Consider the following 21,646-nt stretch of genomic DNA (forward strand, 5'->3'; position numbering starts at 1 on the left):
CATTTTTTGTAAAAGAGACATATAATAAAAGTGAACATATGAACAGATGCTCATATGTAAAAATGAATAATAGGAGTTAAGAATATGGATAATAATAAAATAGAAAGTTGTAACTGTTCTTATATCCATGAAGATATATTAAGTAGGGTAAAAGAACATTTGCCAAAGGAAGAAGTACTTTATGAATTAGCAGAAATATTTAAAGTTTTTGGAGATTCAACAAGAATAAAAATTTTATGTGCCCTTTTTGAAGGAGAAATGTGTGTATGTGATATGGCTGAACTATTAGGTGTAAGTCAATCAGCAGTGTCTCATCAATTGAGAGTTTTAAAACAAGCTAGGCTAGTTAAGTTTAGAAGAGAAGGTAAGATAGTTTATTACTCTTTAGATGATGATCATGTTAAACACATATTCAATGAAGGTTTAAATCACGTTTTAGAGTAAAGGAGGTATTTAGACATGAAAGATATAAAGCTTTATTTAGACGGCTTAAACTGTGCAAACTGTGCTGGGAAAATTGAAGATAAAGTTAATAAACTTACTGATGTTGATGAAGCTGTCCTTAATTTTTCAACAAAACTTTTACTTATAACTCCTAAAGAAGGGATTTCAGAAGAAGAATTAGAAGAGAAAGTTGAAAAAATAGTTTTAGATTTAGAGCCAGATGTGAAAGTTTTAAAGGATAAAAATAAAATAAAATCTTCAGTTAATACATGTAATGATGGATGCTGTGGAGAAGGAGAATCTCATAAACACAATAATGTAGAGAGTCACTCACATTCTCATGAACATGGACATTCACATAGTCATGGAGGAAATTCAGGTATAGAAAAGAAGGAACTTTTTAGACTAGGAATAGCTTTAGCCTTATTTATAATAGGAATGATAGTTAATTTAGATAAAATGTATGAATTTATTATATTTGGTGTAGCTTATATTATAGCAGGTGGAAAAGTTCTTTTAAGGGCATTTAAGAATATTTTAAGAGGACAAGTATTTGATGAAAACTTCTTGATGGCTATAGCCACAATTGGAGCTTTTGCTATAGGAGAATTCCCAGAAGGGGTAGCAGTAATGCTTTTCTATGAAGTAGGAGAAATGTTCCAAGACTATGCTGTAAATAAATCAAGAAAATCAATATCTGATTTAATGAATATAAGACCAGACTTTGCAAATTTAATTGATCTTAATGGAGAGGAAAAAAGAGTATCTCCAGAAAGCGTTAATGTTGGATCAATCATAGTGGTAAGAGCAGGAGAAAAAGTTCCTCTAGATGGAGTAGTTTTATCAGGAGAGGCAACTCTTGATGTATCTGCATTAACAGGAGAATCTTTACCAAAAGAAGTTGAGGCAAAAGATGATGTATTAGCAGGATCAATAAACAAAAGTGGATTATTAAAAATAAAAGTAACAAAAAGTTTTGGAGAATCTACAGTTTCTAAAATATTAGATTTAGTTGAGAATGCAGGAAATAAAAAATCACCAACAGAGAAATTTATAACTAAGTTTGCAAGATATTATACACCAGTAGTTGTATTCTCTGCCTTAGCCCTTGCAATTATTCCACCTTTAGTAATAAGTGGAGAAAGTTTTTCCCCATGGATTTCAAGAGCTTTAATATTCTTAGTTGTTTCATGTCCTTGTGCTTTAGTAGTATCAATACCACTTGGATATTTTGCTGGAATTGGTTTAGCTTCTAAAAATGGTATTTTAATAAAAGGAAGCAACTATTTAGAGGCACTAAATAATGTAGAGAGTATAGTTTTTGATAAAACGGGAACACTAACAAAAGGTACATTTAAAGTTAGAAAATCAGAGAGCACAAGCAAGTTAACTAATGAAGAATTATTAAAATTAGGAGCTTATGCAGAATATTACTCAAATCATCCAATTGCTAAATCTATAGTAAGTGAGTTTAATGAGGAAATCAACAAAGGCTTAATTTCAAATTATGAAGAAATTTCAGGAAAAGGAATAAAAGTAGACATTGATGGAGAAACATTCTTAGCAGGTAATTCAAAATTAATGGATATGTTTAATATAAAAATTACTCCAATTCATGAAATAGGTACTGTTGTTTATTTAGCAAATGAAAAGAGTGAGCTAGGATATATAGTTATTTCAGATGAAATAAAAGAGGACTCTAAAGAAGCCATAAGTGGATTAAAAGAAATAGGAGTTAAGCAAACAATTATGCTAACTGGAGATAATGAGAAGGTTGGAGATAGTGTTGCCAAAGAATTAGGCTTAGACAAAGCATATTGTAGTTTATTACCACAAAATAAAGTTGAAAAATTAGAGCAAATTTTTGAAGATAAGAGTAAAGGTAAAAAAGTTGCTTTTGTTGGAGATGGAATTAACGATGCACCTGTACTAGCTAGGGCAGACATAGGAATAGCTATGGGTGGAGTTGGATCAGATGCAGCCATAGAAGCTGCAGATGTGGTAATAATGGATGATAAGCCAAGTAAGATAATAAAAGCAATAAAAATAGCTAAGAAAACAAATAAAATTGTATGGCAAAATATAATCTTTGCTTTAGGTGTTAAAATTATAATATTAATATTTGGTGCTTTAGGAATGGCTAATATGTGGGAAGCTGTATTTGGAGATGTAGGTGTAACATTAATAGCAGTAATAAATTCAAGTAGGATATTAAAAAATAAAAATTTATAGGCGTGAAATTTGTCTAATGTTGTTGACAAGAGCTAGTTTTTTTGCTATCTTAATATGGTAAGAATACTTTCAGGCATAGGGTATAGATTGTAAATAATTCCCTTAAACTTTTATATTAAACATTATGAAATGTTTAAATAGGCTTGTGTGCACGTAGGGTTTTAGCCACGCAAGCCTTATTTTTTTTGTAGAAATTTATTAGAAAGATAGTTTATAATAGAATCACATAAATTTAATAATATTAATTAATGATATAAAAAATGCAATTAAATGTAAAAAATACACTTTAATACATATATTTTTGATAGTGAAACCAAAAGAATGTTAAAATATAGACAAACTTTTTAGGGTATGGTAATATTTTAGAAGGTTAAATTTGTAATTTTATCATTTGATTTTAGAATACAGTCTAAAAAGTAATTGCTTTTTAAAAAAAGAACAATTTTAGAAAGAGGTGCTATTAAAATGGAAAAGAAAAAAGGCATATCTATGGCTGTTATAAAAAGATTGCCTAAATACCATAGATATTTACAAGAATTAATGGAAAATGATGTTGATAGAATATCTTCAAAAGAGTTAAGTGAAAAAATAGGCTTCACTGCTTCTCAAATAAGACAGGATCTTAATTGTTTTGGAGATTTTGGGCAACAGGGATATGGATATAATGTAAAAGAGTTATACAATAACATAGGGAGTATATTAGGACTTACAAGAGACTATAACACAGTTATAATCGGAGCTGGTAACATAGGGCAGGCTATTGCAAACTACAATAGTTTCAATAGATTAGGCTTTAAATTAAAAGGTATTTTTGATGCTAATCCAAGAATGTTTGGAATAAAAATAAGAGATGTTGAGATACAAGATGTTGAAAAATTAAAAGATTTCGTAAAAGAAAATGATATTGAAATAGGTATAATCTGTGTTCCAAGAACAAATGCTCAAAAGGTATGTAATGACCTTGTTGAAGGTGGAATCAAAGGTATATGGAACTTTGCGCCTATAGATCTTGAGGTGCCAAAAGATATAAGAGTAGAGAATGTACATTTAAGTGAAAGTATGATGACTTTAGTATATCTTTTAAATCACAATGATGTAAAATAAATTGGATTTATTTTATAAAAATTTGTTTAATATGGAAAAATAGTATTAGATTTTCAAAAAAATATATTGAAAAATTTACTTTTAAGTTTTATAATTTAATTGAAGTACCGAGTACTTCAATTATTTTTTTGTCTTTGCTTGTTACAAAATTAACAATAAATTCTGGAAAAAGCATAGGATAAAAAATATTAAGTTGTTAGTTATTAGTTGTTAAGTTATTTAAAACCATATATTCGCTATGGTATATGAGGGAGGAAATACAATGGAATTAAATAATGTAATCTTTGAAAAAGAGGGAAACATTGGGGTTTTAACAATTAACAGACCTAAGGCATTAAATGCACTAAACTCAGAAACTTTAAAAGACTTAGATACTGCTATAGATCATATAGAAAAACAAGATGATATATATGTTGTTATTTTAACAGGTGCTGGAGATAAAGCATTTGTTGCAGGCGCTGATATAGCAGAAATGAAAGATCTAAATGAAGAAGAGGGTAAAGAATTTGGACTTTTAGGTAATAAAGTGTTTAGAAGATTAGAAAATTTAGACAAGCCTGTAATCGCTGCTATAAACGGTTTCGCTTTAGGTGGTGGATGTGAAATTTCTATGGCTTGTGATATAAGAATAGCAACTACAAAGGCTAAGTTTGCTCAACCTGAGGTTGGATTAGGAATAACTCCAGGATTTGGTGGAACTCAAAGATTACCAAGAATAGTTGGACCTGGTAAGGCTAAAGAACTTATTTACACAGGAGACATGATAAAAGCTGATGAAGCTTTAAGAATTGGTTTAGTAAATAAGGTTGTTGAACCAGAGAATTTAATGGAAGAAGCAATGTCATTAGCTAAGAAGATATCTAATAATGCACCAATAGCTGTTAAGTTATGTAAAGATGCAATCAATAGAGGAATTCAAGTTGATATAGATTCAGCAGTAGTTATAGAAGCTGAAGATTTTGGAAAATGTTTTGCTACAGAAGATCAAACAGAAGGTATGAGTGCTTTTGTAGAAAGAAGAGAAAAGAACTTTAAAAACAAGTAATGTTTTAAACAAAATGGTTGTGTGGATTTAAGGAGGGTAATTAAAAATGAACTTTCAATTAACAAGAGAACAAGAATTAGTTAAGCAAATGGTTAGAGAATTTGCTCAAAATGAAGTTAAGCCTATAGCTGCAGAAATAGATGTAACAGAAAGATTCCCTATGGAAAATGTTAAGAAAATGGCTAAACTAGGAATGATGGGAATTCCTTTTAGCAAAGAATATGGCGGAGCTGGTGGAGATACTTTATCTTACATCTTAACTGTTGAAGAATTATCAAAAGTTTGTGCTACTACAGGAGTTATAGTTTCAGCTCATACTTCATTATGTGCTTCATTAATAGATCAATTTGGTACTCCAGCTCAAAAAGAAAAATATTTAACTCCACTTGCAAAAGGTGAAAAATTAGGTGCTTTTGGATTAACTGAACCAGGAGCAGGTACAGATGCTGCAGGACAACAAACTACAGCTGTATTAGAAGGAGATAATTATATCTTAAACGGAAGTAAAATCTTCATAACTAATGGTGGAGTTGCAGATACTTTCATAATCTTTGCTATGACTGATAAGAGTCAAGGTACAAGAGGAATTTCAGCTTTCATAGTTGAAAAGAATTTCCCAGGATTCTCAATTGGCAAGTTAGAAGAAAAAATGGGTATAAGAGCTTCTTCAACAACTGAGTTAATCATGGAAAACTGTGTTGTTCCAAAAGAAAACTTAATCGGAAGAGAAGGAAAAGGATTTGGAATAGCAATGAAAACTTTAGACGGTGGTAGAATAGGTATCGCTGCTCAAGCATTAGGTATAGCAGAAGGAGCTTTAGAAGAAGCTGTTGCTTACATGAAAGAAAGAAAACAATTTGGTAGATCATTATCTGCATTCCAAGGATTACAATGGATGGTAGCAGAAATGGATACTAAAATAGAAGCTGCAAGATTTTTAGTATATAAAGCAGCTTGTTTAAAAGAAGAGGGTAAACCATATTCTATAGATGCTGCAAGAGCTAAATTATTCGCTGCAGATGTAGCTATGGAAGTTACAACTAAGGCAGTTCAATTATTCGGTGGATATGGATATACTAAGGAATACCCAGTAGAAAGAATGATGAGAGATGCTAAGATAACTGAGATTTACGAAGGAACTTCAGAAGTTCAAAAAATGGTTATCGCAGGAAGCATATTAAGATAATTTTAGGAGGGCTTTGAGATGAAAATAGTAGTTTGCTTAAAACAAGTGCCAGATACAACAGCTGTTAAAATAGATCCAAAAACAGGAACTCTTATAAGAGATGGAGTTCCATCAATAATAAACCCAGAGGATAAACATGCTTTAGAAGCTGCATTACAATTAAAAGATAATAATGGAGCAGAAGTAACTGTATTAAGTATGGGACCACCTCAAGCTAAATCAGCTTTAAGAGAAGCTTTATGCATGGGAGCTGATAAAGCAATTCTTATAACTGATAGAGCATTTGCAGGTGCAGATACATTAGCTACTTCAAAGGCTTTAGCTGGAGCATTAAAGAAATTAGAATATGACATAATATTCGCAGGAAGACAAGCTATCGATGGAGATACTGCACAGGTTGGTCCAGAAATAGCTGAACATTTAAATATTCCTCAAGTAACTTATGTTCAAGGCGTTAAAGTTGAAGAAGATGGATTATTAGTAAATAGAGCTTTAGAAGATGGATATGAATTAATAAAAGTTGAGGCTCCAGTACTTTTAACTGCTATAAAAGAGTTAAATGAGCCAAGATACATGAATGTTAAAAATATATTTGAAACATCTGATGATGAAATCTTAGTATGGTCAGCTGATGACATAGATGTAGATAAAGCTGAATTAGGGTTAAAAGGATCTCCAACAAAAGTTAAGAGATCAATGACTAAAGAAGCTAAAGGTGCAGGAGAAATAGTTAAAGAATCACCTAAAGATTCAGTTACTTATGTACTAGGCAAATTAAAAGAAAAACACTACATCTAAGGATTATGGGAGGTATTTAAGATGAATAAAGCAGATTTCAATGGCGTTTGGGTTTTTGCAGAGCAAAGAGAAGGTCAATTACAAAAAGTTTCATTAGAATTATTAGGTGAAGGTAGAAAAATCGCTGATAAATTAGGATCAAAATTAACAGCGTTATTAATAGGAAATAAAGTTCAAAATTTAGTTGAAGATTTATCAAGACATGGTGCTGATGAAGTACTAGTTGTTGATGCTCCAGAATTAGAACATTACACAACTGATGGATATACAAAAGCTATATGTGAATTAGCTAATGCTAAAAAACCAAATATAATTTTCATAGGAGCAACATTCATAGGAAGAGACTTAGGTCCAAGAGTTGCTGCAAGATTAGAAACTGGTTTAACTGCTGACTGTACATCTTTAGATGTTGATGTTGAAAGTGGGGATTTATTAGCAACAAGACCAGCATTTGGTGGTAACTTAATGGCTACAATAGTATGTCCAGATCATAGACCACAAATGGCTACAGTAAGACCTGGAGTTTTTGAAAAACTTCCACTAGGAGAAAATGATGCAACTGTAGAAAATGTTGAAATAAAATTCAACTCTAATGATATAAGAACAAAAATTGTTGAAATAATTAAAGAACATAAAGATATTGTTGATATATCAGAAGCTAACGTATTAGTTGCAGGTGGTAGAGGTATTGGTTCAGAAGAAAACTTCAAAATGCTTAAGGAATTAGCAGAAGTTATGAATGGATCAATAGCAGCTTCAAGAGCAGCAGTAGAAAAAGGATGGGTAGATAAAGATTACCAAGTTGGACAAACAGGAAAAACTGTTAGACCAAATATATATGTAGCTTGTGGTATATCAGGAGCTATTCAACATGCCGCTGGTATGCAAGATTCAGATATGATAATAGCTATAAATAAAGATGCTAATGCTCCAATAATGAAGATTGCTGATTATGCAATAGTTGGGGATGTAAATAAAGTTGTTCCAGAATTCATAGCTCAATTAAAAGCTATGAAGGAAGAAGCTTAATTAATAAATAATATAACAAGGGTAAACTTATAAAATTTTTCAATTAATGGTGTAGGACTTTTCTGTTAAGTCAGAAAAGTCCAATTAAAGAGAGTATTTAGGAGGAACTTAATATGGAAAAGATTTTTGTAATTGGTGCAGGTACAATGGGTGCTGGAATAGTTCAAGCATTTGCACAAAAAGGATATGAAGTTATCGTTAGAGATATCAAAGACGAGTTTGTTGATAGAGGAATAGCTGGAATCAACAAAGGTCTTACTAAATTAGTTTCTAAAGGAAAAATAACTGAAGAAGATAAAGAAGCAGTATTATCAAAAATCACTGGAACTACTGATTTAGGATTAGCTGCTGACTGTGATTTAGTTATAGAAGCTGCAGTTGAAAATATGGAAATCAAAAAACAAATTTTCGCTGAATTAGATAAAATCTGTAAAGAAGAAACTATATTAGCTTCAAATACATCTTCATTATCAATAACAGAAGTAGCATCAGCTACAAACAGACCTGATAGAGTTATAGGAATGCATTTCTTTAACCCTGCAACAATAATGAAACTTGTTGAAGTAATAAGAGGTATGGCTACTTCACAAGAAACTTTTGACAAAGTAAAAGCTATGTCAGAAGCTATAGGAAAGACTCCAGTAGAAGTTGCTGAAGCACCAGGATTTGTAGTTAATAGAATACTTATCCCTATGATAAACGAAGCTATTGGAATATATGCAGAAGGAATAGCTTCCGTTGAAGATATAGATACTTCAATGAAATTAGGAGCTAATCATCCAATGGGACCTTTAGCTTTAGGAGATTTAATAGGATTAGATGTTTGCTTAGCTATAATGGACGTATTATTTAAAGAAACTGGAGACAGTAAATACAGAGCTCACAGTCTTTTAAGAAAATATGTTAGAGCAGGATGGTTAGGTAGAAAAACTGGTAGAGGATTCTACAACTACAACGCATAATATTGAAAGTTTAAAAAGTTTATAAGGTATAAATTTTCTATAGTATAAATCTGATATTATTAAATATTTTAAAGTATATATTATAGGAAGAGATTGAAGTAAAGTAAGAGATTGATATTTTATCAATCTCTTTTTTCTTTTATAAAAAGCTTTTTATTTAAATAATTTTATCAGGTTGATTTAATTTAGAAAGTTCATTATAATTAAAAGAATGAAAATTGGTGTTAATTAATAATTTTTATCATTAAAAGGAGGTAGTATGTTAAAAAGATTTATACGTTATTATAAACCATATAAAAAATTATTTATTTTAGATTTATTAGCGGCATTTTTAGTTTCAGCTTGTGACTTATTTTATCCTATGATTACAAGAAATATAATTAATGATGTTATTCCAAATAAACAGATAAAATTATTGTTTGTTTTCGCAATTGTACTTACTCTAATATTCTTAATTAAGGCAGGATTGAACTATTTTATGCAATATTGGGGACATGTAGTTGGAGTTAGAATGCAAGCTGATATGAGAAGAGACTTATTTGATAAACTACAGGATATGCCTAATAAGTATTTTGACAATAATAAAACTGGAGTTATTATGTCTAGAATTATAAATGACCTTCTAGATATATCAGAATTAGCTCACCATGGTCCAGAGGATTTATTTATATCATTAGTTATGTTAGTAGGATCCTTTATAATTTTATGTACAATAAATGTACCTTTAACAATTATTACTTTTGCTATAATACCTTTTTTACTTTTTTATACTATTCATAAGAGAAATAAAATGAAAAAAGCATTTAAAGAGACAAGAGTTAAAACTGGTGAAGTAAATGCTACTATAGAAAATAGTATTTCAGGAGTTAGAGTAACTAAATCTTTCGGTAATAAGGCTTATGAAATGGAAAAGTTTGATAAGAGTAATGGTATATTTAAGAAAGCTAGAGAACATGCTTATAAGGCAATGGCTGAATATTTTTCAGGGATGTTTTTCCTTGTAGATATGCTTGAACTTATAGTTTTAATAGCAGCTGGATATTTTACTTACTTAGGAAAAATAAATGTAGGGGATTTTGCAGCATACTTACTATATATAAAGATGTTCTTACAGCCTATTAGAAAACTTATAAATTTCAATGAAATGTTCCAAAATGGAATGTCTGGTTTTGAAAGATATGAAGAGATAATGAATGAGGAAAATGAAAAAGAAATTCCTAATGCAAAGGATCTTAAGGATGTAAAAGGAAAGATTACAATAAAAGATGTTACTTTTAGATATGATAATAAAGAGAGTATTTTAGAAAATTTCAATTTAGATATTGAAGCAGGCAAAATGGTTGCTTTAGTTGGTCCATCAGGTGGAGGAAAGACAACAATATGTAATCTTATACCTAGATTCTATGACTATGAAAGTGGTCAAATCTTTATTGATGATGTGGATATAAGTACTGTTACTTTAAAATCTTTAAGAGAAAATATTGGTATAGTTCAACAAGATGTATTTTTATTTACAGGAACTATAAAAGAAAATATAATGTATGGAAATCCTAATGCTACAGATGAGGAAGTTATAGAGGCAGCTAAGAATGCATGTCTACATGATTTTATTATGGGCTTAGAAGATGGATATGATACATTTATAGGTGAAAGAGGGGTTAAGCTTTCTGGAGGACAAAAGCAAAGAATTTCAATAGCTAGAGTATTCTTAAAGAACCCAGCAATATTAATATTAGATGAAGCTACATCAGCCTTAGATAATGTTACAGAATATGAAATACAAAAAGCTTTAGAAGAATTAAGTAAAGATAGAACAACCCTTGTAGTTGCTCATAGACTTTCAACTGTTAAAAATTCTGATGAGATAGTTGTATTAACGGATAAAGGCATAGAAGAGAGGGGAACACATGAAGAGCTTATTAAGCTTGGTGGTGTTTATAGTAATCTTCATAATTTATAATTTAGTTTAATTAAAACTGTATTAAGAGTAATTTTATTTGCTTTTAGTACAGTTTTTATTTTTATATAGGAATACTTTACATAATCTTTGAATATACATATAATAGGAGAATTATATTTTATATTTAGCAAGGGTGAATTTATGAATAGTAAAAAGATTGTTAATACTATATATTACATAGTTATTTCTATGTTAGTTATAATATTAGTAAATAATTTTATGAGTAAGTCAGATTCAATATTTAAAGCTGTTGGATTTAGAACATATTCAATATTAAGTGGAAGTATGGAACCAGAGATTAATACTGGAGATTTAGCTATTGTTAAGAGTATTGATGCTGATGATGTTAAAGTTGGAGATATAATAACATTTAAATATGAGGGGAAAGTAGTTACCCATAGAGTTGTTGAAAAAAATGAAGAGGGATTTATAACAAAGGGTGATAATAATAATGCTAATGATACTGAAATAGTTAGAGGAGAAGACTTAATAGGAAAAGTTTTATTTCATATGCCTTTCTTAGGATATGTTACAGTATTTTTATCAAAGCCAATAGTAATATCAGGACTTATGGTCCTAATTGCAATAAGCATACTTTGGGATACTTTTAAAGTTGATAAGAAAAAAACAATAAAGGCTTAGCTTAATAACATGGAGGGTGATTCGAAAGAACACCTATCCATGTTTTTCTTTTTATATTATATGAAAAGACTATTTATTAATAACTTTTATTAGTATAATATTATTAGTATAAGGTTATTATTTAAAATATTAATGTTTTAAGTTTAATCTTATTTATATGTATTTTTAAAAATAAAGTTTTTATTTATAATAGCTAAAAGATAGAAGTTTATAGTAATAAAACTTTATTTAGGAGGATAATATGTTAGTTGAAAAAGCAAGAGAAAAGTGGGATAAGAAACATGATTTAAATTGTGCAGAGTGCATAATGTACGCTGCAAATGAAGAATATAATTTAAATTTATCAAAGGAAACTTTAAAAGTAATGTCTTCTTTTGGTGGAGGATTAGCAATAGGAAATGTATGTGGAGCAGCAACTGGGGCAGCAGGTGTTTTAGGCCTTATGTTTACAGAGGATAGAGGTCATCAGAGTCCACAAACTAGAGCATTAACACAGGAATTTATGGAAAAGTTTTATGATAAATTGGGATACTATAATTGTACTGACTTAAAAGCTAAGTACAAAAAAGATGATGACAGAAGATGCATAGTTATGATAGAGACTGCAGCTGAGGTTTTAGATGAAATCGTAAGAAGAGAAAGATAGGTGAAAAGAATGGATTTTAAAAGTGTAGAATATGGAGAGAACAAAGTAATATTAAAAGATGCAAAAAATTTTAATATAAAACAAGTTTTTGAATGTGGTCAATGTTTTAGATGGGAAAGAACAGAAAGTGGTTCATACATAGGAGTTGCCTTTGGAAAGGTTATAGAGTTAGCTCAAGAAGGCCATGATGTAATAATATACAATACTAACAAAGAGGATTTTGAAAATATTTGGGTTGATTATTTCGATTTAGAAAGAGATTATTCAAAAGTAAAAGAAGCTTTATCTTGGGATGAAACATTAAAGAGTGCTGTTGAATTTGGATATGGAATAAGAATATTAAATCAAGATCCCTTTGAACTTGTTATTTCATTTATAATATCAGCAAGAAATAGTATTCCTGTAATTTCAAAGACAATAAAGAAAATCAGTGAAAGATGGGGAGAACCAATAGAGTATAAGGGAAATACTTATTATTCATTCCCAACTCCAGAAAGTCTATCTAAGGCTTCAATAGATGATATAAGAGAGACAGGAGCTTCATTTAGAAGTAAGTATATATGGGATACAACTAAAAATATATATAACTGTGAGTTAGCTAAAAAGGGAATACTAGATGCACCAGAAGAAGATATAGTTGAAATATTAGAAAAATATGATTTAGAAAAGATAACTAATATGGATGCTGATGGATGTCATAAAGGACTTCAAGAATTTATGGGAGTAGGAGCAAAGGTAGCAGACTGTATAATGCTATTTTCTATGAAAAAAAGTTCTGCATTCCCAGTAGATGTTTGGGTTAAGAGAGCAATGATGCATTTTTATGGAGCTGATGATGCTTCATTAAATAAAATAAGAATTTTTGCAAGAGAGAGATTTGGAGAGTATTCTGGATTTGCTCAACAATATCTATTCTATTATGCTAGAGAAAATGGAATAAAGATCTAATAAAAAAACTTACAAACATATTTAGAGGATTACTAGATTAAGCTAAGGATTAAAGTTCTAAAGCTTATTTAGATATTCTCTTTATATTGTTTGTAAGTTTTATTTTGATATAGTACATTTTGTTAATAACGGCCTTTTTTACGAATAGCTTTTGATTTTTTTATAGTAACATTAGCATCGCCAGGTTGTTTTTTTATGAATTTTAAGTAACGCTTAATTTTTTCATCATCTTTAAGTCTTGGGAGAGAATTAAGCCTAACAGCCAATTCATAGTTACTATATAAAGCATGTACTTGTTTATGACAAGGAACACAAAGCCAGGTTGTTTCATCAAATCTTCCACCTTTTTCACGAGGAATGAGATGATGTTCTGTGATTTTAGGAACTTTTCTTTCACAAAGAGCACATATATGAGTTTCTTTATTCATATTCATCACACCTTAAATAATTAAAATACTTATAAATATTATAATATATGTATTTAAAATTAAAAAAGCCGTTACTTTAATAGTTTGAAAATTTAAGAGAATTTATGCTAAATTTTATTTTATTTTAAATATTATTTTTATTTTAAATGTTTATGTTTTTTAGAGTATAAAATATTTTAGATATTATTGAAAGTATCATTACTAGAGATAAAATGAAAATTGCTAAAAATAAAAAATAAGATTCAGGCAAAACATTTATTATTGGATCTTTTTTAGGATCAAATATCCAGTAATCATTATTGAAAAATATTTTATGAAATAGGGTAAAGACTTTTGAAAAGTTTAAGTAAAAACTTAAGATTAAACTAAGAAATATAAATAAAACTTCATAGAAGAAAATATTAAAAGCTTTAAATGATATTTTTAGTTTGAATTTTTTTGATATTATAAATAAAATTATTCCTAAAATTAAGCAAGCTAATCCTATTAAATATATTGAAGAAAAAATTTCTTTAACTTCTAGAAAGTGAAATTCTCCTATAGGACTTATTTTAAAGTTTTTAAATTTAAGAACTTCTTCTTGGGGAGAATTTAAATAATGAATTATATTATTATAGTCATTTAAAATTTCTTCACTGCTAAGGTTTTTATACTTAGGGATTATATTAAGTTTAATAAATAGGGAATAGAGCACAGGAGAAATATTTAATGTTAAAATAACAGAAAATACTACTGAACTTATTAGAAGGTAAAATGAAAATAATATATCTTTTAAAATCTTAATCATTATGTCTCCTTAAAATAATTATTTTTATTTATTCTAGACTTTTTTATTAAATATTAAACAAAAATACATATTTTAAGAAAAATTTTAGTATTAATTTATAGTATGTAATGTATTAAGAGATAATAATATGGAAATAAGTAATAAATAGATGTATATATATGAAAAAAGTAAATTGAAGAAATTTCAAAAGAATAGCAGAAAACTTAAGATAAATTACCTTAAACATGGAAAATAATAATAATATATTCTAAATAAATAAATTTAGTTATTGAATTTACAACTGGTAAATTATATGATAATAGTAAGAATTAGCACTCTATATTAATGAGTGCTAAACAAAAATTAATTAGCATTTTTAAGGAGGGTTTTTTAATGAGTATTAAACCACTTGGAGACAGGGTTGTTATTAAAAGATTAGAAGCAGAAGAAACTACTAAAAGCGGTATAATAGTTACTGGAACTGCTAAGGAAAGACCACAAGAAGCAGAGGTTGTTGCTGTGGGACCAGGAGCAATAGTTGATGGAAAAAGAACAGAGATGGAAGTTAAAATAGGAGATAAAGTATTATATTCTAAATATGCAGGAACAGAAGTTAAGTTCGAGGGGGAAGAATATACTATTTTAAGACAAGACGATATACTAGCAATAGTTGAATAGTTTTAAAATATAAGTGATTTAGATATTCATAATATATTTGGGAGGTAAATTAATATGGCTAAAACATTATTATTCGGTGAAGAAGCAAGAAGATCTATGCAAGCGGGTGTAGATAAATTAGCTAACACTGTTAAGGTTACATTAGGACCAAAAGGAAGAAATGTTATTTTAGATAAAAAATTTGGATCACCATTAATAACAAATGATGGGGTTACAATAGCAAGAGAAATTGAACTTGAAGATGCTTATGAAAATATGGGAGCTCAACTTGTAAAAGAAGTAGCTACAAAGACTAATGATGTGGCAGGAGATGGAACTACTACAGCTACCTTATTAGCACAAGCAATTATAAGAGAAGGATTAAAAAATGTAACAGCAGGGGCAAATCCTATATTAATAAGAAATGGAATTAAAACTGCAGTTGAAAAAGCTGTAGAGGAAATACAAAAAATTTCTAAGCCTGTAAATGGAAAAGAAGACATAGCTAGAGTTGCTGCAATTTCAGCGGCTGATGAAAAAATTGGTAAGCTAATTGCAGATGCTATGGAAAAGGTAGGAAATGAAGGCGTTATAACTGTAGAAGAATCTAAATCAATGGGAACTGAGTTAGATGTTGTTGAAGGTATGCAATTTGATAGAGGATATGTATCAGCTTATATGGTTACTGATACTGAAAAAATGGAAGCTGTTTTAGATAATCCATTAGTATTAATAACAGATAAGAAAATAAGCAATATACAAGATTTATTACCATTACTTGAGCAAATAGTTCAAGCAGGTAAAAAACTTTTAATAATAGCTGATGATATAGAAGGCGAAGCTATGACAACATTAGTTGTTAATAAATTAAGAGGAACATTTACTTGTGTTGGAGTTAAAGCACCTGGATTTGGTGATAGAAGAAAAGAAATGTTACAAGATATAGCCACTTTAACAGGAGGCGTTGTTATATCTGATGAAGTAGGCGGAGATTTAAAAGAAGCTACATTAGATATGCTTGGAGAAGCTGAAAGTGTTAAGGTAACTAAAGAAAGTACTACAATAGTTAATGGAAGAGGAAACTCAGAAGAGATTAAAAATAGAATTAACCAAATAAAATTACAATTAGAAGCTACTACTTCTGAATTTGATAAAGAAAAATTACAAGAAAGATTAGCTAAATTAGCAGGTGGGGTTGCAGTAGTTAAGGTTGGAGCTGCCACTGAAACAGAGCTTAAGGAAAGTAAGTTAAGAATAGAGGATGCTTTAGCAGCTACAAAGGCAGCTGTTGAAGAAGGAATAGTTCCAGGTGGTGGAACAGCTTACGTAAATGTAATAAATGAAGTGGCAAAATTAACTTCTGATATTCAAGATGAACAAGTTGGTATAAATATAATTGTAAGATCTTTAGAAGAACCTATGAGACAAATAGCTCATAACGCAGGACTAGAAGGTTCAGTTATAATAGAGAAAGTTAAAAATAGTGATGCAGGTGTAGGATTTGATGCTTTAAGAGGAGAATATAAAGATATGATTAAAGCTGGAATAGTTGATCCAACTAAGGTTACAAGATCAGCTCTTCAAAATGCAGCATCAGTAGCATCAACATTCTTAACAACAGAGGCTGCTGTAGCAGATATTCCAGAAAAAGAAATGCCTCAAGGTGCAGGTATGGGAATGGACGGAATGTATTAATAAAAGAATAAAAAGGATGACAGTTAAGTCATCCTTTTTTTATGTAATTCTTATTGAAAATAATTACATAATATGATTAAAATGGTTTAAATGTCGAAAAAGTGATTGAAAAGTTTATGAAAACAGGTTATTTAGAAATTAATTGTAATTAAAAGTATTAATTTTAAGTTTTTAATTGGTATAAAAAATATATATTAAAAAAAATAAGAAATATTGTATTATTTTGTAGACAACTGGGAAAAACTGTGTTATTATAAATACATAAGTTACAAATGATTTTTGAAAAACAAAAGAATTATAAATACTAAAGATAAAATAATGACTAACAAATGAATTCATAGAACGAAAGATATTAAAGTTACATATGAGTTAAGTTTAAAAATAGTTTTTGCTATTAAAACAAAAGACATTAGAGAGATACGAAAGAATTTATAGAGTACTTAAATAAGTTAGAATAAACAAAAGATTTAAAAAAACTAAAGATTTAAAATAACTTAAGACTTGAAATAACATAAGAGATTAAATATACAAATGATATATTAAAAGAGATTCTTTAAAAGAATCTCTTTTTTTGTGTATATAAATGGTAAAAATGTCCATAATCCTAATATAAATCTAAAGTTAAAAAATATTTAACTTTAAAAAATATAAAAGGAGGACCATAAATGTTATTACTGAAAGCAAGTGCAATATGTGGAAAAGGAAATGAAGGGAAAAGAAATAAGAAAGGGGGATTCACATTAATAGAATTAACTGTTGTTTTAGCTATTATGGCTATAATTTTAACGGTTATAGCTCCAAATTTTTCATCTGTTAAGGATAGTGCTAAGGCAAAAGTAGATAAACAAAATTGTGCTGCTATTGAAAGATCTGTGGAAATGTTATTGGCAGAAGATGCTATTTCAAGTAGTGTTACAAATATAAAAATAACTTCAAGTAATGGAAATGTACAAATTTCAGGAATAAGTGATGATATGGGTAAAAGTAAGTTACAAGATTTACTTGAAGATTTAGATAAGCCTCAAAGTGGAGAATCTTATAATGTAGATATAGAAAATGGAAGAAAAGTTACGGTGTCTATAGTATAAATATATTTTAATTAAAGTAATTTCATAGGGGCTGTATAAAATATAATAATAAAACTTATTTTACTACATGCCCTTATTTTTTAGGATTTAAAAAGATGATATTTAATTATTTATTAAATAATATTTAACAAAACATTAAATAAATGAAAAAATTAAATTATTCGTATAATGAGTAAAAAAAGCTTAATCAAAAATGTTTACAAAAAATTTCAAGATGTTTATAATAATTATGAAATATTAATAAATAATTCATTTTTGAATGATTTTGGAGGAAATGTGTCTATAATATTTTTTTTATTTGGATTAATAATTGGAAGTTTTTTAAATGTGTGTATTTTTAGAATTCCTGCAGGGGAATCTATAGCATTTCCGCCTTCACATTGTGGTACATGCAAAAAACAATTAAAGCCTATAGATTTAGTACCTGTTTTTAGTTATTTGTTTTTAGGTGGAAAGTGTAGATATTGTAAGAGTAAAATATCTATAAGATATCCACTAATAGAATTGCTTACAGGTTTTTTATATTTTTGTGTATATAAATATTATGGTATATCTTTTTTGACAGTTAAGTACATAGTCTTAATTACATTTCTCATAGTAATTTCATTTATAGATTACGATACCCAAGATGTTTATGCGGTTACTACTTACCCAGCTGTAATACTTGGGATTATTTTTGCCCTAATAGAAAAGTTTTATTTTGGAGAAAACTTATTAAATTATTTTATGGGATTAGTAATATCAGCTTTAGTAATATTTTTAATTAGTAAATTAACTGGAGCTATGGGGAGTGGAGATATAGAGATACATGCCATAGCAGGAATTTTTTTAGGGTGGAAATTAGCAATAATAAATATATTTTTATCATTTATTATTGGGGGAATAATAGCAGTATTAGCTATTTTGTTTAAACAAAAGAAAAAAGGTGATTATATAGCCTTTGGACCAGCTATAGGAATATCTACTATTATTTTAATATTTTTTGGAAACATAATAATACCAATATATTTTGGGGTGTAAAAAATTTAATATACTAGTTTAGATTAAGTTTTATAGTTAAATTTTTAACTTGAAAAGGAGGCATTTTCTTTGATTAGTTATCAGAAAAAGCGTTTAGGAGATATACTAATTGAATCAGGAAAGCTTACAGAGGATAAGCTTAAAGAAGCATTGATTATTCAGAAGCAGGTTGGAAAGAGGCTTGGAGAAATTTTAGTTGAACAAAACTTTGTTACTGAAGAGGATATAATAGAAGTTTTAGAAAAACAATTAAATATTGAAAGAGTAAATCTTGAAATTATAAGAATAGATAGAAGAGCTATAAAGATGATTTCAGAAAATGTTTGTAGAAAGCATTTAATAGTTCCATATGAAATAGATGATAATACCATAAAAGTTGCAATGGCAGATCCCTTAGATATAGTTGCAATAGATGATGTTGAGATTTCTACAGGTTTAAATGTGCGTCCTTATATAGCAGTAAAACAATCTATTCAAAGAGCTATAGATATATATTATTCAAACCAAAAGGTTTTATCAGCAGCGGAAGAATTAACTAAGGAAGTTGATGAAGGAAATAATCTTATTTTAGATAATATTGAAGAAGTTGATAACTTAGATAATGCTCCAATTATAAAAATGATTGAATATGTAATGAAAAATGCAGTAGAGGAAAGAGCTAGTGATATACATATTGAAAGCTATGAAAATATATTAAGAATTAGATATAGAATAGATGGTAAATTACATACAATATCTACTTTGCCAGTAGATACCCTAGCTCCCTTAGTTACTCGTATTAAAATTTTAGCAAACTTAGACATATCAGAGAAAAGACTTCCTCAAGATGGAAGAATTCTTACTAGATTTGGAGATAAACAAATTGATTTAAGAGTATCTATTCTTCCAATGATAACAGGAGAAAAGATAGTTATAAGAATAATAAACAAGGAAAATTTTATAATTTCTAAGGAAGGGCTTGGAATAAAGGACTATGAACTTAATTTATTAGAAAAAATAACAAAGCATTCTAATGGAATAATTCTTGTTACAGGTCCTACAGGAAGTGGTAAAACAACAACGCTCTATACTATTTTAAATGAGCTAAATACAGATAGTAAAAATATTATTACTATAGAAGATCCTGTTGAAGTATCAATTGAAGGAATTAACCAAGTTAATGTTAATAATAAAGTGGGGTTAACTTTTGCAACGGGATTAAGATCTATATTAAGACAGGATCCAGATATAATAATGATTGGAGAAATAAGAGATTCTGAAACGGCTCAAATAGCAATAAGATCTGCTATTACAGGTCATTTAGTTTTATCAACTTTACATACTAATAATGCTCCATCTAGTATTTTAAGACTTGAGGATATGGGGGTTCAAAGATATTTAATTGCAAATGCTATTAAAGGAGTTATAGCTCAAAGACTTGTTAGAAAAATTTGTCCAAAGTGTAAATTACAATATGATGCTACACCATATGAAAAAGAAATATTAAATATAGATAAAAATGAAGAGCTTATACTTCATAAAGGTAAAGGTTGTGCTTATTGTAATAATACTGGTTATGTAGGTAGAATGGGTATTTATGAAATTATGGAAGTGACTAAAGAACATAGAGAGGCTATTTTAGAAAATAAAAGTGCGGATATTCTTAAGGAGATTTCAATTAAAAATGGCATGAGAACTCTTGGACAAGCATGTAGAAGTTTAGTCTTAGAGGGAAATACCACAGTTGAAGAAATGTTAAATATAACTTATGATATGTAATTTGCTAAAAGAAAAGGAGATGAATTATGGCAATTTTTAAATATAAAGCTATTAATTCAGAAGGACAAAGAATAGAAGGTTCTCAAAGTGCTGATTCTGAAAGTCAAATCAGGGAAATGCTTTTATCAAATCAATATTATCCTCTAAGTATAGAAAAGGAAAATAGTAAAAGTAAAAAGAGTTTTTCTTTTAATAGTAAAGTGAAGCTTAAGGATATAGGAGTATTTTGTAGACAGTTTTATGTTATGTTAGATTCTGGATTGTCTATTGGTAAGGCTTTAAATATATTAATAGAACAATGTGAGAAACCAAAGCTTAGGGAAGCCTTAATTGGAGTAAATGGAGAGTTGAAAAGAGGAGAAACCCTAGCAAGTTCCATGAGAAAAAGAAAAGATGTTTTTCCAAACTTACTTACTAGTATGATTGATGCTGGGGAGAGAAGTGGTAACTTAGATATAATCTTAAAAAGAATGGCTGATTACTACGAAAAAGAGACAAAGATAAGAGGAAAGATAAAAAGTGCTATGATTTATCCTATAGTTCTTGGAGTGGTAGCTATTATTGCTATTACTTTTATTCTTACCTTTGTAATGCCAACCTTTGTGCAGATGTTTGAAGAAAATAATGTAGACCTTCCAATATCGACTAAGATGGTTCTTGGGACAAGCAAAATGTTAGGTAAGTATGGAATTATAATTTTTTTAATTTTAGCAACAGCAATTATATTACTTGGCAAATATTTAAAGAGTGAAGAGGGTCAATATAAATTAAGTTCAATAAACTTAAAAATTCCAGTAATAAAAAAATTAACTCAAAAAATAATAGTTTCTAGATTTACAAGAACTATGGGAATAGTATCATCAAGTGGAATGTCTTTAGTAACCTCTATAGAAATAGTTGCCTCTGTAGTTGGAAATAAAATTGCAGAAAATGAATTATTAAAAGTAAAAGAAAAGGTCTTAAAAGGGGAAGGGTTAGGAGATTCAATAATGAATATAAAAATCTTCCCGCCAATGCTTGCTTCCATGGTTAAGATTGGAGAGGAAGCTGGTTCACTAGATAGCATATTAGATAAAACCGCAGACTTTTATGATGATGAACTAGAAAGAGAAATAAAAACAGCAACAGCCTTAATAGAGCCATCAATGATAGTTCTTATGGGAATAATTATAGGATTCCTACTAATTTCAATATTAACACCTATGTTTAAAATGTATAACAGTATAAGTTAGTTTAAA

General features: G+C 28.8%; 20 protein-coding genes. 18 read left to right on the forward strand and 2 right to left on the reverse strand.

Features of this window, described 5'->3' with window-relative positions; genetic code table 11:
• Window positions 1-84: 84 nt before the first annotated feature.
• The 12 genes from I6G60_RS03680 to I6G60_RS03735 all read left to right on the forward strand — a co-directional run bounded on the left by I6G60_RS03680 (window position 85) and on the right by I6G60_RS03735 (window position 12,996).
• Complete coding sequence (locus I6G60_RS03680; RefSeq protein ID WP_003454170.1) at window positions 85-444, forward strand: ArsR/SmtB family transcription factor; 360 nt, start codon at window positions 85-87, stop codon at window positions 442-444.
• Between the two features lie 15 nt (window positions 445-459).
• On the forward strand, window positions 460-2,676 hold the full coding sequence (locus I6G60_RS03685; protein ID WP_011591103.1) for a heavy metal translocating P-type ATPase: 2,217 nt from the start codon (window positions 460-462) through the stop codon (window positions 2,674-2,676).
• Between the two features lie 465 nt (window positions 2,677-3,141).
• Complete coding sequence (locus I6G60_RS03690) at window positions 3,142-3,780, forward strand: redox-sensing transcriptional repressor Rex (RefSeq protein WP_003454253.1); 639 nt, start codon at window positions 3,142-3,144, stop codon at window positions 3,778-3,780.
• A 262-nt stretch (window positions 3,781-4,042) separates the two neighbouring features.
• Window positions 4,043-4,825: a short-chain-enoyl-CoA hydratase gene (locus I6G60_RS03695; RefSeq protein WP_003467423.1), complete on the forward strand. Its 783-nt coding sequence runs from the start codon at window positions 4,043-4,045 to the stop codon at window positions 4,823-4,825.
• Window positions 4,826-4,871: 46 nt separating this feature from the next.
• On the forward strand, window positions 4,872-6,011 hold the full coding sequence (locus tag I6G60_RS03700) for an acyl-CoA dehydrogenase (RefSeq protein WP_003454427.1): 1,140 nt from the start codon (window positions 4,872-4,874) through the stop codon (window positions 6,009-6,011).
• Between the two features lie 18 nt (window positions 6,012-6,029).
• Entirely contained in the window at window positions 6,030-6,809 is a 780-nt protein-coding gene (locus tag I6G60_RS03705) for an electron transfer flavoprotein subunit beta/FixA family protein (protein ID WP_003460115.1), read from the forward strand.
• A 21-nt stretch (window positions 6,810-6,830) separates the two neighbouring features.
• Complete coding sequence (locus I6G60_RS03710; protein ID WP_003454260.1) at window positions 6,831-7,838, forward strand: electron transfer flavoprotein subunit alpha/FixB family protein; 1,008 nt, start codon at window positions 6,831-6,833, stop codon at window positions 7,836-7,838.
• A gap of 113 nt (window positions 7,839-7,951) precedes the next feature.
• Complete coding sequence (locus I6G60_RS03715) at window positions 7,952-8,800, forward strand: 3-hydroxybutyryl-CoA dehydrogenase (protein WP_003454476.1); 849 nt, start codon at window positions 7,952-7,954, stop codon at window positions 8,798-8,800.
• Between the two features lie 259 nt (window positions 8,801-9,059).
• Window positions 9,060-10,760 (forward strand): ABC transporter ATP-binding protein, encoded by a 1,701-nt coding sequence (locus I6G60_RS03720; RefSeq protein WP_003460100.1) that lies wholly within the window; start codon window positions 9,060-9,062, stop codon window positions 10,758-10,760.
• A gap of 141 nt (window positions 10,761-10,901) precedes the next feature.
• Window positions 10,902-11,402 carry a signal peptidase I gene (locus I6G60_RS03725; protein WP_003460107.1) on the forward strand — a complete coding sequence of 167 codons (501 nt, stop codon included), beginning with the start codon at window positions 10,902-10,904 and terminating at the stop codon, window positions 11,400-11,402.
• A gap of 241 nt (window positions 11,403-11,643) precedes the next feature.
• On the forward strand, window positions 11,644-12,048 hold the full coding sequence (locus tag I6G60_RS03730; RefSeq protein ID WP_003460091.1) for a C-GCAxxG-C-C family protein: 405 nt from the start codon (window positions 11,644-11,646) through the stop codon (window positions 12,046-12,048).
• Between the two features lie 9 nt (window positions 12,049-12,057).
• Entirely contained in the window at window positions 12,058-12,996 is a 939-nt protein-coding gene (locus tag I6G60_RS03735; RefSeq protein WP_003454265.1) for a DNA-3-methyladenine glycosylase family protein, read from the forward strand.
• A gap of 122 nt (window positions 12,997-13,118) precedes the next feature.
• Here the strand turns inward: I6G60_RS03735 and I6G60_RS03740 are convergent, their stop codons facing one another.
• A complete protein-coding gene (locus tag I6G60_RS03740; protein WP_003454503.1) occupies window positions 13,119-13,424 on the reverse strand; it encodes an HNH endonuclease in 306 nt (101 codons plus the stop codon).
• A 142-nt stretch (window positions 13,425-13,566) separates the two neighbouring features.
• Window positions 13,567-14,211: a TIGR01906 family membrane protein gene (locus I6G60_RS03745; protein WP_111744318.1), complete on the reverse strand. Its 645-nt coding sequence runs from the start codon at window positions 14,209-14,211 to the stop codon at window positions 13,567-13,569.
• Between the two features lie 372 nt (window positions 14,212-14,583).
• On the opposite strand from I6G60_RS03745, the gene groES reads away from it, so the two are divergent.
• From groES to I6G60_RS03775, 6 genes are all read left to right on the forward strand, one after another.
• On the forward strand, window positions 14,584-14,868 hold the full coding sequence (groES, locus tag I6G60_RS03750; protein WP_003454296.1) for a co-chaperone GroES: 285 nt from the start codon (window positions 14,584-14,586) through the stop codon (window positions 14,866-14,868).
• A gap of 54 nt (window positions 14,869-14,922) precedes the next feature.
• Window positions 14,923-16,542 (forward strand): chaperonin GroEL, encoded by a 1,620-nt coding sequence (gene groL, locus I6G60_RS03755; RefSeq protein WP_003454479.1) that lies wholly within the window; start codon window positions 14,923-14,925, stop codon window positions 16,540-16,542.
• Window positions 16,543-17,207: 665 nt separating this feature from the next.
• Window positions 17,208-17,630: a type II secretion system protein gene (locus I6G60_RS03760; RefSeq protein WP_004459222.1), complete on the forward strand. Its 423-nt coding sequence runs from the start codon at window positions 17,208-17,210 to the stop codon at window positions 17,628-17,630.
• Window positions 17,631-17,906: 276 nt separating this feature from the next.
• Window positions 17,907-18,650: a prepilin peptidase gene (locus tag I6G60_RS03765; RefSeq protein WP_003454467.1), complete on the forward strand. Its 744-nt coding sequence runs from the start codon at window positions 17,907-17,909 to the stop codon at window positions 18,648-18,650.
• A gap of 69 nt (window positions 18,651-18,719) precedes the next feature.
• Window positions 18,720-20,408 (forward strand): GspE/PulE family protein, encoded by a 1,689-nt coding sequence (locus I6G60_RS03770; protein ID WP_003462253.1) that lies wholly within the window; start codon window positions 18,720-18,722, stop codon window positions 20,406-20,408.
• 26 nt (window positions 20,409-20,434) lie between these two features.
• Window positions 20,435-21,640 (forward strand): type II secretion system F family protein, encoded by a 1,206-nt coding sequence (locus I6G60_RS03775; protein ID WP_138329946.1) that lies wholly within the window; start codon window positions 20,435-20,437, stop codon window positions 21,638-21,640.
• Window positions 21,641-21,646: the final 6 nt, after the last annotated feature.

Origin of the sequence: Clostridium perfringens, assembly GCF_016027375.1 — a bacterium.
Classification (GTDB): domain Bacteria; phylum Bacillota; class Clostridia; order Clostridiales; family Clostridiaceae; genus Sarcina; species Sarcina perfringens.

Excerpts from the sequence above, each read along its gene's own strand:
- I6G60_RS03680 (WP_003454170.1), top strand. The coding sequence starts at position 85 with ATGGATAATAATAAAATAGAAAGTTGTAACTGTTCTTATATCCATGAA.
- I6G60_RS03685 (WP_011591103.1), top strand. The coding sequence starts at position 460 with ATGAAAGATATAAAGCTTTATTTAGACGGCTTAAACTGTGCAAACTGT.
- I6G60_RS03690 (WP_003454253.1), top strand. The coding sequence starts at position 3,142 with ATGGAAAAGAAAAAAGGCATATCTATGGCTGTTATAAAAAGATTGCCT.
- I6G60_RS03695 (WP_003467423.1), top strand. The coding sequence starts at position 4,043 with ATGGAATTAAATAATGTAATCTTTGAAAAAGAGGGAAACATTGGGGTT.
- I6G60_RS03700 (WP_003454427.1), top strand. The coding sequence starts at position 4,872 with ATGAACTTTCAATTAACAAGAGAACAAGAATTAGTTAAGCAAATGGTT.
- I6G60_RS03705 (WP_003460115.1), top strand. The coding sequence starts at position 6,030 with ATGAAAATAGTAGTTTGCTTAAAACAAGTGCCAGATACAACAGCTGTT.
- I6G60_RS03710 (WP_003454260.1), top strand. The coding sequence starts at position 6,831 with ATGAATAAAGCAGATTTCAATGGCGTTTGGGTTTTTGCAGAGCAAAGA.
- I6G60_RS03715 (WP_003454476.1), top strand. The coding sequence starts at position 7,952 with ATGGAAAAGATTTTTGTAATTGGTGCAGGTACAATGGGTGCTGGAATA.
- I6G60_RS03720 (WP_003460100.1), top strand. The coding sequence starts at position 9,060 with ATGTTAAAAAGATTTATACGTTATTATAAACCATATAAAAAATTATTT.
- I6G60_RS03725 (WP_003460107.1), top strand. The coding sequence starts at position 10,902 with ATGAATAGTAAAAAGATTGTTAATACTATATATTACATAGTTATTTCT.
- I6G60_RS03730 (WP_003460091.1), top strand. The coding sequence starts at position 11,644 with ATGTTAGTTGAAAAAGCAAGAGAAAAGTGGGATAAGAAACATGATTTA.
- I6G60_RS03735 (WP_003454265.1), top strand. The coding sequence starts at position 12,058 with ATGGATTTTAAAAGTGTAGAATATGGAGAGAACAAAGTAATATTAAAA.
- I6G60_RS03740 (WP_003454503.1), bottom strand. The coding sequence starts at position 13,424 with ATGAATAAAGAAACTCATATATGTGCTCTTTGTGAAAGAAAAGTTCCT.
- I6G60_RS03745 (WP_111744318.1), bottom strand. The coding sequence starts at position 14,211 with ATGATTAAGATTTTAAAAGATATATTATTTTCATTTTACCTTCTAATA.
- groES (WP_003454296.1), top strand. The coding sequence starts at position 14,584 with ATGAGTATTAAACCACTTGGAGACAGGGTTGTTATTAAAAGATTAGAA.
- groL (WP_003454479.1), top strand. The coding sequence starts at position 14,923 with ATGGCTAAAACATTATTATTCGGTGAAGAAGCAAGAAGATCTATGCAA.
- I6G60_RS03760 (WP_004459222.1), top strand. The coding sequence starts at position 17,208 with ATGTTATTACTGAAAGCAAGTGCAATATGTGGAAAAGGAAATGAAGGG.
- I6G60_RS03775 (WP_138329946.1), top strand. The coding sequence starts at position 20,435 with ATGGCAATTTTTAAATATAAAGCTATTAATTCAGAAGGACAAAGAATA.